Here is a 12,896-nt window from a genome sequence, read left to right on the forward strand (position 1 = left end):
ATGGGGTCAGTATGCCGTGGGGGAGAGCGGTGTCCAAGACGGTTCGCATCCTGAGACGGGCTTCGGCCCCAGGGGGCTCCCGCCGCGCCCGGTAGACTCGGCCTCACACACACCTCGCTCACCGCCGGAAGGCAACCCGTGTCATCAGCGAACCCCGCAGCCGCCCCCGACACCGTTCTGGTCGTCGACTTCGGTGCGCAGTACGCCCAGCTCATCGCCCGTCGCGTCCGCGAGGCCCGGGTCTACAGCGAGATCGTGCCGAGCACCATGCCGGTCGCCGAGATGCTCGCCAAGAATCCGGCGGCGATCATCCTCTCCGGCGGCCCCTCGTCCGTGTACGAGGAGGGCGCCCCCCGCCTCGACCGCGCGCTCTTCGAGGCCGGCGTCCCCGTCTTCGGCATGTGCTACGGCTTCCAGCTCATGGCGCAGAGCCTGGGCGGGACGGTCGACAACACCGGTGCGCGCGAGTACGGCCGTACGGATCTGCACGTATCGAAGTCGTCCTCCACCCTCTTCGAAGGCACCCCGGCCGAGCAGCACGTGTGGATGTCGCACGGCGACGCCTGCTCCGCCGCCCCCGAGGGCTTCTCCGTGACGGCCTCCACGGACGTCGTCCCGGTCGCCGCCTTCGAGAACGACGAGAAGAAGCTGTACGGCGTCCAGTACCACCCCGAGGTCATGCACTCCACGCACGGCCAGCAGGTGCTGGAGCACTTCCTGTACCGCGGTGCGGGTCTGACCCCGAACTGGACCACCGGCAACGTCATCGAGGAGCAGGTCGCGGCCATCCGCGAGCAGGTCGGCGACAAGCGCGCCATCTGCGGTCTGTCCGGCGGCGTGGACTCCGCCGTGGCGGCGGCCCTGGTACAGAAGGCCATCGGCTCCCAGCTGACCTGCGTGTACGTCGACCACGGCCTGATGCGCAAGGGCGAGACCGAGCAGGTCGAGAAGGACTTCGTGGCCGCGACCGGCGTACAGCTGAAGGTCGTGGACGCGGAGGAGCGGTTCCTCAAGGCGCTCGCCGGGGTCACCGACCCCGAGGAGAAGCGGAAGATCATCGGCCGCGAGTTCATCCGGGTCTTCGAGCAGGCCCAGGCCGAGATCATCGCGGACGCGGGCCCGGCCGTGGAGTTCCTCGTCCAGGGCACCCTGTACCCCGACGTGGTCGAGTCCGGTGGCGGCACCGGCACCGCGAACATCAAGTCCCACCACAACGTCGGCGGCCTGCCGGAAGACCTCGAGTTCCAGCTGATCGAGCCGCTGCGCAAGCTGTTCAAGGACGAGGTCCGCATGGTCGGCCAGGAGCTCGGTCTGCCGGACGAGATCGTCCAGCGCCAGCCCTTCCCGGGTCCCGGCCTGGGCATCCGGATCGTCGGCGAGGTGACGAAGGAGCGTCTCGACCTCCTCCGCGAGGCCGACGCCATCGCCCGCGAGGAGCTCACGGCGGCCGGCCTCGACCGGGACATCTGGCAGTGCCCGGTGGTCCTGCTCGCGGACGTCCGCAGCGTGGGCGTGCAGGGTGACGGGCGGACCTACGGCCACCCGATCGTCCTGCGGCCCGTCTCGTCCGAGGACGCGATGACCGCCGACTGGTCGAGGCTGCCGTACGAGGTCCTCGCGCGGATCTCGACCCGGATCACCAACGAGGTCAAGGACGTCAACCGCGTCGTCCTCGACGTGACCTCGAAGCCGCCGGGGACCATCGAGTGGGAGTAGGCCCCGCCGGGTCCTGCTAGGTCCTAGGTCCGCTTGAGCGTGCGCACCGGCGCTCCGGGCTTCCAGGTCTGGACGACGAGGTACTTGTCGTCCTCGACGTAGGTCCTCACGACCTCCGTGAGCTCGGTGCGGAAGAGGTGGAACGGCTCCGGCGGTTCCACCTCTTCGGTGTACGCCGCCTTCAGCTCGGGGTCCTCGACCTCGATCGCCCGCCCGCTGATCCGCACGTCTCCGCCGCCCATGCCGGTGCCCTCGCCCGGGTTCGCCTGGAGCGCGAAGCGCGGGTCGCGGCGCAGGTCGAGCGCCTTGAGCGAGTCCGGCATCATGCCGAGCCACAGCTCGCCGTTCAGGAAGCGGACCTCGAGGCCGGTGGTGCGTGGGGAGCCGTCCTTGCGGAGCGTGGCGAGGACATGGTGAGTGAAGGCGCTGAACCGCTCCTCCGCGGTGCGGGCGAGGTCCGGTTCCGCCTCGGTGAAGGTGGCCCAGTTCGCTGCCGTGTGTGTGGTCATACGGTGAGTGTCGCGCCGATACCCGACATCTGCTGTCGGGTATCCGAGGTGTCCGCCCCTGACGGCGGCGTCATGCCGCGTACGGCACAGGGCGGACGTATCTCTCCCGGCCCTCCTCGTCCCGCAACGGCGTGCATCCCGCGGTGGTGAGCTGCTGGGCCAGCTTCGCGCGCCGGGTCGTGTTGAGGCGCAGGGCACCCAGCAGGAGTGCCGGCATCAGGACGGCGAGCGGGAGCAGGACGGCGGGCTTGGCGGTCAGCAGGGCCAGGACCGGGAACAGGGCCGCGGAGGCCCAGGCTATGGCGAGCAGCCGCTTGCGATCGCCCACCGCCCCGAGGGAGTCGTGCTTGATGAGCGCGGTGATCAGGTCGACGTCCGGCTGCGCCTCGGGGAGGGGAGTCAGCGAACCCGGGTGCATGCCGGGGACCGGGCCTCCCGCGCCCGCCTGCGGGAACGCGGCCGCGTTGGCCGCCGCGCGCTGCTGTGCCCGGGGGGCGTCGTCGCGGACCAGGTACACGTGCAGGGTCTTGTTCTCGCCGACGCGGCGGACGTCCGCGTACCGGAAGCCGTAGCACTCGGCGATGTACGCGAGTGCGCCCAGGGTCCGCAGCCGGGTGTAGGGGTGGACAATCTCGACGACGTCCTCGGAGGCGATCTGGCGCATGAGGGCGGTGACGCGGCGGTCGGCGAGGCTCACAGGGGCTCCCGGCTGAAAAGTGACGCTGAATTTCTGGTTCCGCACACCAGACCCGTGAGCCCCGGCAAGGGTTGCGTGCGTCATCTTCACGGAACATCTCTGTTCTCCTGCGCTGACCGACGGTAACTTCCGCCCCGTAAAGCACCCCAGTGCTGGAGGACACATGCACGGGACGCCCCTCGGGCCCACTCCGCCCACGCCGCTGCCGACCGACCGGCTGCAGTTCGCCATGCCGCCGATGCACGAGTCGGTCGCGGACGAGCGCCGCCACCGCAAGGAGCGGCTCGCGGGCGCGCTGCGGATCTTCGGGCGGCTCGGGTTCGAGGACGGGGTCTCGGGGCACATCACCGCGCGCGATCCCGAGTTCAGCGACTGCTTCTGGGTGAACCCGTTCGGGATGCCGTTCAAGCACGTCACCGTCAGCGACCTGGTCCTCGCCAACTCCGAGGGACAGGTGATCGAGGGCCGCTACCACGTGAACCAGGCGGCCTTCACCGTGCACTCCCAGGTCCACGCCGCCCGCCCGGACGTCGTCGCCGTCGCCCACTGCCACTCGGTGCACGGGCGGGCGCTCGCGGCACTGGGGGAACTGCTGGACCCGATCACCCAGGAGAGCTGCGCCTTCTACGAGGACCACGCGCTCTACGACGCCTACTCGGGGGTCGCCGTCGACGCCCTGGAGGGCCGGCGGATCGCGGCCGCGCTCGGCTCACGCAAGGCGCTCGTCCTGCGCAACCACGGGTTGCTGACCGTCGGTGACTCGGTGGACGCGGCGGCCTGGTGGTTCCTGTCGATGGAACGGTCCAGTCAGGTGCAGCTGACCGCGAAGGCCGCGGGGCGTCCGGTGCTCATCGAACATCGGCAGGCGGTGGCCACGCGGGAGCAGTTGGGCGGGGATCTGGTGGCGTGGATCAACTATCAGCCGTTGTGGCAGGACGTGAGCCGGAGTGAGCCGGATTTGTTGAGCTGAGGGTTCGGTGGGGCCGCCGGCGGTTCAGAGGCTTTGGGTCAGAAACCCCGGAGGACGACGGCCTTCGTCATCGCGAACTCCTCGTCCGTGAGCACGCCGTCCCGGTGCAGCTCGCCCAACTCCCGCAGGCGGCGCAGCAGTACGTCGTGGTGGTCGGCCGGAGGTGGCACGGACGCCGCCAGCTGGGGGCGGTCGGCGTGGTCGACGCCGGGGCGGGTGGACGGGTGGGGCAGACGGGCGGTGACCGCGGTGGCGACCAGGGCCGTGAGCAGGTCGCGACGGGCGCTGCCCCACAGGTCCAGGGCGTACGGGTCCTTCTCCGGCGGCAGTTTGGAGAACACCGTCTCGCGGGTCACGAAGCGCAGGAAGCCGTCCTCGTAGCCGGAGTTGGGCAGCCACTCGATCTGGACGAGGTCACCGACGTTGATGATGCGCGGGCCGGTCGCCCGTTTGACCCGGTCGGAGGTGTCGGACCAGTCGATCCGCACCTGGGTGCCGTCGAAGGAGACCGTGCCGTCGGAGGAGCGGACGGAGACGGGGACGGGCGGGCCGGGGAGGAGGTAGGTCTTGGTCGGTTCCTTGGGGATCTGGTCCAGGAGCAGTGCGTGCCGGATCTCCTCGGCGACGTACTCGGCGACCCCGGCACGGTCGATGTCCACCGTCAGCCGGTACGGATCCGCCGGGTCGGGCAGCCGTCCGCCGGTCGCCTGGAGCAGCGGGTCGGCACCCTCACGCAGCCGCATACGCAGTCGTCCGCGTTTGCGTTCGGGCTCGAAGACGATGCTCGCGACGGCTTCGAGGGGTACGGCGATCTCCCCGTATGTCTGCCGGAACAGCGGCACGGAGCGGTGGAGTCCCGGCGTGATCCGGACCGTTGTGCCGTCGAAGGCCCAGGTCCCGTCGCGCTGGATGATCTCGGCCATAGGGAAATTCTCGCAGCCGGGTCAACACGATGGCCCTCTCATCACCCGCACCCACCGGACCGGTGGGATGGGGGGCGGTGGTGTGCGGCACAATTCGCTTTCGTCGTACGGGAGTTGTCGGTGGGCCCGGTTCGCGGCCGCGATCTGTGATGGCCGGTATGTGAGATCCGGGTGCCGGTCGGAGGGCCGTGCGGCTATAAGGCCATGAGGCAATAGGGCCATGAGGTCATGAGACCCATGAGGTCATGTGGCCTATGAGGTCATCTGGTCGCTGGGGTACCAGGTCGTGAGCGTTGTACGGAAGGCGGGCATCGGGCGTGGCGGTGCAGGAGGCTGGGCAGGGCGGCGCGGCTGCGGGCGCGCATGGGGGCGGCTGCACCTGTGGGGACTGTCCGCACGGGGCGCGTGCGGGGCATCGGCGCGCGGTCGCCGCATTCCTGCTGAAGCGGGACGAGTTCGCGGCCGGGCAGGGGCTGCCGGCCGCGGTGGCCCACTCGGCCTCGGCCTCCCGGCAGTGGGTCTCGGAGGAGCTGACGCAGTCGGCGGAACTGGTCGCCGAGCGAGCGCGGGCCGAGGGCGGGGCGTGGCTGGCGCGACTGTGGTGGCGTACGGCGTCGGTGGTCTGGGTCCTGGTCGTGGTGCTGCTGCTGGTGCAGGCGCTCACGGCGATCGGGGCGGGGTGGACTTCGGCGCGTACGGCCGGGCTGCTGGCGGCGCTGGTGACGGCCGGGGCACTGACCGCGGCGTCCTGGTTCCACCGGGCGCGGGGCGGGGCGCTGGCGCCGGTCATCGGTGAGGACAACCGGCTGTCCACGTCGCGTGCGGTGGCCGGTGCCTGGGTGCTGTTCGTGGCGTACGCCGTGTTGGTGCTGGTGGGGCGGCTTGTGGGGGCGTCCGGGCACGGGGAGCGCGACGCGGTGATCGCCGGTCTCGAGCTCGGGCGGGGGGCCGGTGTGGTGACCGTGCTCGCCGTCGTGTGCGCGATCGCCGTGCTGGTGCGGCGGGTTGTCGGGGTGCGGGTGCTCGGGCAGCGGCTGCAGAAGGTGCGGGCGGATCGGCCTCGGGCGGCGGATCTGCTGACGGATGATGCGGGGCGGGGGACGTTCGCGGACATCCAGTACGTCGTGATCAGTGGGGTCGCTTTGCTGTTCGCGGCGGTGCGGTTGGGGCGGCGGCCGGATCAGTTGCCCGATCTGCCATGGGGGTTGGCTGTGGTGGTGCTGATCTCGGCGGCGACGTATCTGGCCGGGAAGTATGCGGAGGGGGGTCGGCCGGTGATCCTCTCTGTGGTGCGGGCGCGGGAGGCCGGTGACTTGGACGGGCCGATCCGTACGGGGGACGACATCGAGATCCGGGGGGCGGGGTTCGTGCCGCCCGGGGCGCAGGGTGCCGACCGGTTGTCGCGGATGGTGGTGCGGATCGGGGCGGTGCATGTGCATGTGCCGTTGGTGCCGGTCAGCGGGGGGTTCAGCAACCCGACGGACGCGGTGCTGAGGGTGCCTGTGCCGGCGGATGTGGAGCCGGGGCGGGTGGAGGTGCAGGTGGTTACTGCGGCGGGGGTGGAGACCAACCGGTACGGCATTGACGTGACTGAGTGACGGTTGCCTCCGGCGGTTGGGCCGGGGATGCCTGCGGCGGCCCGTTGCTGTTCGGTGGGGGTGCGCGTAGCGCCTGCGGGTGCGTTGTGGGTCGGGGCCGCGCCGGGGGGTGTCCGTCCTCGGACCGGCGGTCGCCCTTAGGCCAAGAGGTGCTGCGTGTTGACGCCGGCCACTGCGGGCGGACACCCCCCGGCACGTCCCCTTTCCGCCGTGGGCGACTGCGGCGCCGCGGGGGTGCGCGTGGACGATGCGGGTGGGCCTCCGCTTCTCGACGCCGGTCCAGGCAATTCAGCCCGTCTGGGGGTGCCCCCTCTGGGGGAGTTTGAGGACGAGGCCCGTTCAGGGCCGAAGCGGGGGGGGCTGGGTTACACACCTCCAGTCGGGCTCGGTCAGAAAAAGGCGGTCGGGACAGGGTTGAGCGGCGGCGGTGTTGCGTACGTATGGTCTTTTGAGGGGTCACGGCACGGCGGGCGAGAGGCGGCTACGGGCGATGACTCACGGTATGCACACGGGCACGCACACCCCTTACCTCGACGGCGACCGGAACTGGCGGGATACCGCCGGCCGGTACGCGCTACTGCCGCTCCGCGTCTTCCTCGGCGTCACGTTCATCTACGCCGGCCTGGACAAACTCACCGACAGCGCCTTCATGAAGGACGCCGGCTCGGGCTCGATCGGCGACATGATGCGGGCCGTTCGTGACTCCGCGGCGATTCCGGCCATGGTCGACATGTCGCTGGAGAACCCCGTTGCTTTCGGCTACGCCATCGCCTTCGGCGAGCTGGTCGTCGGTATCGGCACCCTGGTCGGGCTGTTCGCCCGCGTGGCGGCACTCGGCGGTGCGCTCATCTCGCTGAGTCTGTGGTTGACGGTGAGCTGGGCCTCCGATCCGTACTACTACGGCAATGACCTGGCCTATTTGATGGCCTGGCTGCCTCTCGTGCTTGCGGGCGCCCCCATGTTGTCCCTGGACGCCGCACTTCGCGCGCGGCGACGGCAGCGGACGGGTGGCTTTCGGTAGCCCAGTCGGCGTGGGCCTGACGCATGGGTCAGTGGTGTGCGTCGGGATGGGGCTCCGGGGGCGTCGGGTTGGCTTCGCGGGGCGATCCTCGGCGTCTGCGTATCGCCCTGGTCAGGACCGCTGCCGTGCCTGCCAGGCACAGGCCGCCCACGACCAGCGGGATCACCACGAACCACGGTGTCTCCCAGGTGCCGCCCGCGTCACCGGCGTAGATGATGCCCGCGAGGGTCAGGAAGGCGCCGGCGACCAGTCTGCCGGGCTGGAACTCATGACGTAGCACGGCTCACCTCCGCCTGTCCCACGCCGACGTTGAGGTCGAGGTCCAACGTGCCCGCGTCCTTGGTGCCCGTGGCCGGTGTCAGGGTCAGCTCCTTGTGCTTGTCCGGCGCAACGTCCACGTCCTGCTTGTCGTCACCCGGCAACTGGATGTCTCCCACCCCCACCTCGATGCTCACCTCCACGGTCACGTCCTTGGGGACGATCACTTTCAGTCGGCCCACGCCCACTTCTGCTCTCGTCGTCACCGTCTGGTCCTCGGTGAGCTTCAACCGGGACAGGTCCAGGGTGCCGACGCCGGTGCCGAGGTCGTACTGCGGCTGTACGTCCGCCACGGCCGCCGGTCGCCAGTTCCGCTCGATCCAGTGGGTGCCGATGTCCTTGGGCAGCGCGGCGGAGGCGGCCAGTAGGCCTGCCGTGATGATCGCCAGGAATATGGAGCCCGCTCCCGTGCGGCCCAGGAAGGCGCTGACCGCTATGCCCAGACCGAGGACGAGCAGCGCGCAGGACAGGCCGGTCTGCAGGCTGGTGCCGAGTGCGTGGTCCTCCCACGTCGCGCTGGTGCCGAGGGCGCCCGCGAGCAGGGCCAGCAGGAACACCCAGCCGCCGATCCAACGGGGGCCGCGCGGTTTTGGCTGGTGCGGGCGTCGGTCGCGTATGTCCTGGCGGCTGCTCCAGGTGGTGCCGAGGCTGATGTTGACGGCCGCCGCGATGTCGCGGTCGCGGGAGTCGCGAGGGCCCCAGAGATAGCCCGTGCCGCCGTCGTGCGTGCCGTCCTTGACGATGGGGTCGCGCCACCAGGACGGGTAGGCGGCGGGGACCGGTGGTGCCTGGGCCTCGGGTGGGGCGTCGGCGACGGCCTGGGCGGCGAGGGGGTCGGGGTCGGGGGTGCCGCGGTGCCGCGACCAGTAACCGGCGCCCGCGAGGAGAAGGGAGAGGACGATGGCGAAGGCCAGCACTCCGCCGTTCTTCAGCAGTGTCAGGAACACGCCGCAGCCGACCAGCGCGAACAGCACGGCCGTCAGTGCCTGGCCGTCGACGCGGCCGGTGAGCAGCTTGCGCACCTCGTTTTCGTCCTCGTCTTCGTACGGGACGAAGAGCCAGGCGAAGCCGTAGAAGATGAGGCCGATGCCGCCGGTCGCGGAGAGCACGGCGAGGGTGATCCGGAATATCACCGGATCCATGTCGCACCGCCGGCCGAGCCCGGCGCACACGCCGGCCAGCATCTTGTACCGCCGGTCGCGCCGGAACTTGCGCGGCGGGTCGAGTGCACCCGCCTCGGCGGACGCCCCTGCTTCTGCGCCTACGTGCGCGCGCGGTTCCTCACCCGCGGCGCTCGCGGGTGCCGGGCCGGGCCGGGTGCCCGCGGTGGGCACGGCGTCCGGCTCGGGCACGGAGTCCGCGGCGGGCTGGTGATCTGTCATGTGTCCATGGTGACGGGCGGGTCGGCGTGGCGGGAGTCGGAATGACCCTGGTCGGACCCTGATATCGGTCCCTGAGGGGGGTCTGGGGAAGCGTTCGACGCGACGGTCCTCGAAGATCAGGGGCGTCTCGGGGGTCGACCCTGATGCCCTGCTGCTCCGGCCGTGTGAACATCGATGGCATGCCGGAAGCCGCAGCAGCGCCACTCGTCGAACCGCGGCCGCCGCGCAAGCTCTACCGCAGCAGCGACGGACGCTGGCTCGGGGGCGTGGCGCGGGGGCTCGCCGGGCATCTCGGCCTGCCCGTCATCTGGGTGCGACTCGTCTTCGTCGGCCTGTTCATGGCGGACGGCCTCGGTGCGCTGCTGTATGCCGCGTTCTGGTTCTTCGTGCCGCTCGGCGTCGGCGGCGTCGACGCGCAGCGGCCTTCTCCCTTCGCCACCGAGACCGCGGCCGACGGCCGCCGCAGACTTGTCGCCCGCAAGCCGGACAGGGGGCAGATCGTCGCGCTGCTCCTCATGGTCGTGGTGGCGATGGTCTTCGTCGGCAGCGTGGACCTGGGCAGCGGCGCCAAGGCCTACCTCCTGCCCGCCGTGCTCGTCGGAGCGGGCGTCGCCCTGGTCTGGCGCCAGGCGGACAACGCCCGCCGGGCCCGCTGGATGGAGGTCGGGCGGCGTCGGCGCACGCTTACTCTGCTGCGTGCCGCAGGCGGCGTCGTCCTGGTCACGGCCGGCGTCTCCGGCATCTTCGTCCTGCAGGGCTCCGCCGCCCACCTGGACTCCGTCCTGCAGGCGGCCCTGGCGGTCCTCGTCGGCATAACGCTCCTCGCGGGGCCGTACCTGGTCCGGATGACCCAGGACCTCTCCGAGGAACGCCTGATGCGCATCCGCGCCCAGGAGCGCGCCGAGGTCGCCGCGCACGTCCACGACTCGGTGCTGCACACCCTGACCCTGATCCAGCGCAACGCGGAGAACGCGAACGAGGTCCGTCGCCTCGCCCGCGCCCAGGAGCGCGACCTGCGCACCTGGCTCTACAAACCCGAGGGCACCGGCAAGGACGAGGCCGACGAACCCACCAACCTCGCCGACGCGGTCCGGCGCAACGCCGCGGAGGTGGAGGACAAGCACGGCGTCCCCATAGAGGTCGTGGTCGTCGGCGACTGCCCGCTCGACGAGAAAATCGGCCCACAGATGCAGGCCGCGCGCGAGGCGATGGTGAACGCCGCGAAGTACGGTGGCGAGGGCGGCGCCGTACAGGTCTACGCCGAGGTGGAGGGGAAGACCGTCTTCGTGTCCGTCCGGGACCGCGGTCCGGGCTTCGACCTCGACTCGATACCCGCCGACCGCATGGGCGTTAGAGAATCGATCATCGGCCGCATGGAGCGCAACGGCGGTACGGCCCGACTGAGGGCGGTACCCGGCGGCGGTACGGAGGTCGAGCTGGAGATGGAGAGGGCGGAGAAGACGTCATGAGCGACCCGACCGAGGCGAACGAGCCTGTGGAGTCGACCGGCGGGAGCGCGGGCGAGCGGCACGTGCGCGTGGTCCTCGTCGACGATCACCGCATGTTCCGTACGGGAGTCCAGGCCGAGATCGGCCGGACCGAGCAGACCGGCGTCGAGGTCGTCGGCGAGGCCGCGGACGTCGACCAGGCGGTCACGGTCATCACCGCGACCCGGCCCGAGGTCGTCCTCCTCGACGTGCACCTCCCGGGTGGCGGCGGGGTCGAAGTCCTGCGCCGCTGCGCCCCGTTGATGGCGGACGCCGAGCAGCCGGTCCGCTTCCTCGCGCTGTCCGTCTCGGACGCGGCGGAGGATGTGATCGGGGTGATCCGGGGCGGTGCGCGCGGATACGTGACGAAGACGATCACCGGCACCGATCTGGTCGACTCCATCTTCCGGGTCCAGGAGGGTGACGCGGTCTTCTCGCCGCGCCTTGCCGGGTTCGTACTGGACGCCTTTGCGTCGACGGACGCGCCGCCGGTCGACGAGGACCTCGACCGGCTGACTCAGCGCGAGCGTGAGGTGCTGCGGCTGATCGCCCGTGGCTATGCCTACAAGGAGATCGCCAAGCAGCTCTTCATCTCCGTCAAGACGGTCGAGTCCCATGTCTCGGCGGTCCTGAGGAAGCTCCAGCTGTCCAACCGGCATGAGCTGACGCGGTGGGCGACGGCACGACGTCTGGTGTGACCCGGGCCCGGACAGGCAGCGCTCCGGTCCCGGCGCGCTGGCTCACACCACCCGCGTGGCCCCCGCGAACGGCATCTCGTCGAGCGGGGCCACCCGGACCGGTGCCGACGGGTTCGGGGCGTGAATCATCTGGCCGTTGCCGATGTAGAGGCCCACGTGGCTGATGCTGGAGTAGAAGAACACCAGGTCGCCCGGGAGCAGTTCGGCGCGGGAGACACGGCGGCCGGCGTCGATCTGGGCGTAGGTCGTGCGGGGCAGGGAGATGCCGGCCGAGCGGTACGCGGCCTGGGTGAGGCCGGAGCAGTCGAAGGCGTTCGGGCCGGTCGCGCCCCAGACGTAGGGGCTGCCGAGCTTGGTTTGTGCGTACGAAATTGCCGCGGCAGCACGTGAGTTGGGTGCTTGTGCTGTGGCGGCGCCGGGGGTGGTCAGGGCGTTGCGGGGGCCTGTGGAGGAGCGTGCGGCGCGGTCCGTGCCGCCTGGGCCCTCACCGAGCCGGGCGCGCTCCTCGGCGGTCAGTTGGGCGAGCAGGCTGCGGGCCGCGTCCAGCTTGCCGGTGATCGTGTTCTTGTGCCCTTGTAGTTCGGCCTGGCGGGACTTCAGCGAGGTCAGTTCGACGCGTGCGGCTCCGCGCAGCTGCTCGATCTCGCGCAGTTGCTCGCGGACGCCGGCGACGGACGCGGCCTGGCGGTTGCCGGCGCGTTCGGCGAACTCCGCTCCGTCGAGGTACCGGTCGGGATCGTCGGAGAGTGCGAGCTGGAGGGACGGGTCGACGCCGCCGTCGCGGTACTGCGCCGCGGCCATCGAACCCAGCGCCTCCCGCGCCGAGTTGAGCTTCTCCGTCTTGCGCGCGGCCTCGTCCTGCAGGGTCCTGATCCGCCGCTCGGCCGCGTCCGCCTTCTCCTTCGCGCCGTTGTACTTCTCGGTCGCGACCTCCGCCTCCTGGTACAGCTTGTCCACCTTCGCCTTGACCTGCTCCGGTGTCAGCTGCGGCTCGGCGTGTCCGGTCCCGTCGAACCCCGTCGCCGTCGCCGCACCCGCCAGGGCGATCGTCCATGCCGTGCGGGCCGTGTTGCCGCCGACCGAGCGCTGACGGGGCTTGCGGTGCGCTGCCACGTGGACTGCACGTCCTTTCGTACGACCGCCTACGACCGCCTCGTCCCGTACTGGCGCCTGGGGGAGCGGCCGTAGGGCGCCGGGAGGCGGGTTACGCGTCCGGCGGCGGCCTGCACAGGGGGAGCGGGCCGCCGCCGGACTTTTCTCGGCGGTGGTGTCCGACTGCCGCCCCTGGCCCGGGCGGCGGTGGGGAGCCGGTCACCTGGTGGAGGACGCTAAACCTCGCTGTGTCGGGTCGGTAACGCGTTGTGCGGAAGTGCCGGGAGCGGACCGCGGGATGACCGTAAGTGAGCGTGATCCCGGGGTGGGGCCGTCGTGTTCACGCAGTGTGCTGACCGATGTGGTGGTTTCCGGGGTCGTGGCGGTGGCCGGGTGCTATGGGCCGCATATATGCAAGATCGGTAGGGGCTGGGTGGAGTGCGTCGAGTAAGTGCGTCGAGTAAGTGAGTCGAGGCAGTGCCTCG

General features: G+C 70.8%; 12 protein-coding genes. 6 read left to right on the plus strand and 6 right to left on the minus strand.

Translation table 11 applies throughout. The features are described from left to right. Positions 1–138: 138 nt before the first annotated feature. Positions 139–1,716, plus strand: a complete 1,578-nt coding sequence (guaA, locus tag EHO50_RS23875) for a glutamine-hydrolyzing GMP synthase (protein WP_128433203.1) — start codon at positions 139–141, stop codon at positions 1,714–1,716. A 23-nt stretch (positions 1,717–1,739) separates the two neighbouring features. On the opposite strand, the gene EHO50_RS23880 is transcribed toward guaA, so the two are convergent. Together EHO50_RS23880 and EHO50_RS23885 are read right to left on the minus strand one after the other, a co-directional pair. Then, positions 1,740–2,225 (minus strand): pyridoxamine 5'-phosphate oxidase family protein, encoded by a 486-nt coding sequence (locus tag EHO50_RS23880; RefSeq protein ID WP_128433204.1) that lies wholly within the window; start codon positions 2,223–2,225, stop codon positions 1,740–1,742. Between the two features lie 70 nt (positions 2,226–2,295). Then, positions 2,296–2,922 carry a hypothetical protein gene (locus EHO50_RS23885; protein ID WP_128433205.1) on the minus strand — a complete coding sequence of 209 codons (627 nt, stop codon included), beginning with the start codon at positions 2,920–2,922 and terminating at the stop codon, positions 2,296–2,298. 163 nt (positions 2,923–3,085) lie between these two features. On the opposite strand from EHO50_RS23885, the gene EHO50_RS23890 reads away from it, so the two are divergent. Next, positions 3,086–3,892 (plus strand): class II aldolase/adducin family protein, encoded by an 807-nt coding sequence (locus tag EHO50_RS23890; protein WP_128433206.1) that lies wholly within the window; start codon positions 3,086–3,088, stop codon positions 3,890–3,892. Positions 3,893–3,930: 38 nt separating this feature from the next. Here the strand turns inward: EHO50_RS23890 and EHO50_RS23895 are convergent, their stop codons facing one another. Beyond that, positions 3,931–4,815: a DUF4429 domain-containing protein gene (locus EHO50_RS23895; RefSeq protein WP_128433207.1), complete on the minus strand. Its 885-nt coding sequence runs from the start codon at positions 4,813–4,815 to the stop codon at positions 3,931–3,933. A 317-nt stretch (positions 4,816–5,132) separates the two neighbouring features. Between EHO50_RS23895 and EHO50_RS23900 the strand changes: the two genes are divergently transcribed. Both EHO50_RS23900 and EHO50_RS23905 read left to right on the plus strand, forming a co-directional pair. Beyond that, a complete protein-coding gene (locus tag EHO50_RS23900; RefSeq protein ID WP_128433208.1) occupies positions 5,133–6,413 on the plus strand; it encodes a hypothetical protein in 1,281 nt (426 codons plus the stop codon). A gap of 490 nt (positions 6,414–6,903) precedes the next feature. Next, positions 6,904–7,434, plus strand: a complete 531-nt coding sequence (locus EHO50_RS23905) for a DoxX family protein (RefSeq protein WP_128433209.1) — start codon at positions 6,904–6,906, stop codon at positions 7,432–7,434. 28 nt (positions 7,435–7,462) lie between these two features. Here EHO50_RS23905 and EHO50_RS23910 read toward each other — a convergent pair whose 3' ends face one another. Both EHO50_RS23910 and EHO50_RS23915 read right to left on the minus strand, forming a co-directional pair. Further along, on the minus strand, positions 7,463–7,714 hold the full coding sequence (locus tag EHO50_RS23910; protein ID WP_128433210.1) for a hypothetical protein: 252 nt from the start codon (positions 7,712–7,714) through the stop codon (positions 7,463–7,465). Continuing rightward, a complete protein-coding gene (locus tag EHO50_RS23915) occupies positions 7,701–9,134 on the minus strand; it encodes a PspC domain-containing protein (RefSeq protein ID WP_128433211.1) in 1,434 nt (477 codons plus the stop codon). The genes EHO50_RS23910 and EHO50_RS23915 overlap by 14 nt, the downstream gene beginning before the upstream one ends. 143 nt (positions 9,135–9,277) lie before the next feature. On the opposite strand from EHO50_RS23915, the gene EHO50_RS23920 reads away from it, so the two are divergent. Further along, positions 9,278–10,603 (plus strand): ATP-binding protein, encoded by a 1,326-nt coding sequence (locus tag EHO50_RS23920; protein ID WP_181449681.1) that lies wholly within the window; start codon positions 9,278–9,280, stop codon positions 10,601–10,603. Next, positions 10,600–11,319 (plus strand): LuxR C-terminal-related transcriptional regulator, encoded by a 720-nt coding sequence (locus tag EHO50_RS23925; protein WP_093905187.1) that lies wholly within the window; start codon positions 10,600–10,602, stop codon positions 11,317–11,319. Before EHO50_RS23920 ends, EHO50_RS23925 begins: the two co-directional genes overlap by 4 nt. 42 nt (positions 11,320–11,361) lie before the next feature. Here EHO50_RS23925 and EHO50_RS23930 read toward each other — a convergent pair whose 3' ends face one another. Beyond that, entirely contained in the window at positions 11,362–12,432 is a 1,071-nt protein-coding gene (locus tag EHO50_RS23930) for a C40 family peptidase (protein ID WP_128433213.1), read from the minus strand. Positions 12,433–12,896: the final 464 nt, after the last annotated feature.

It is taken from the genome of Streptomyces cyaneus (assembly GCF_004028635.1).
Taxonomy (GTDB): domain Bacteria; phylum Actinomycetota; class Actinomycetes; order Streptomycetales; family Streptomycetaceae; genus Streptomyces; species Streptomyces cyaneus.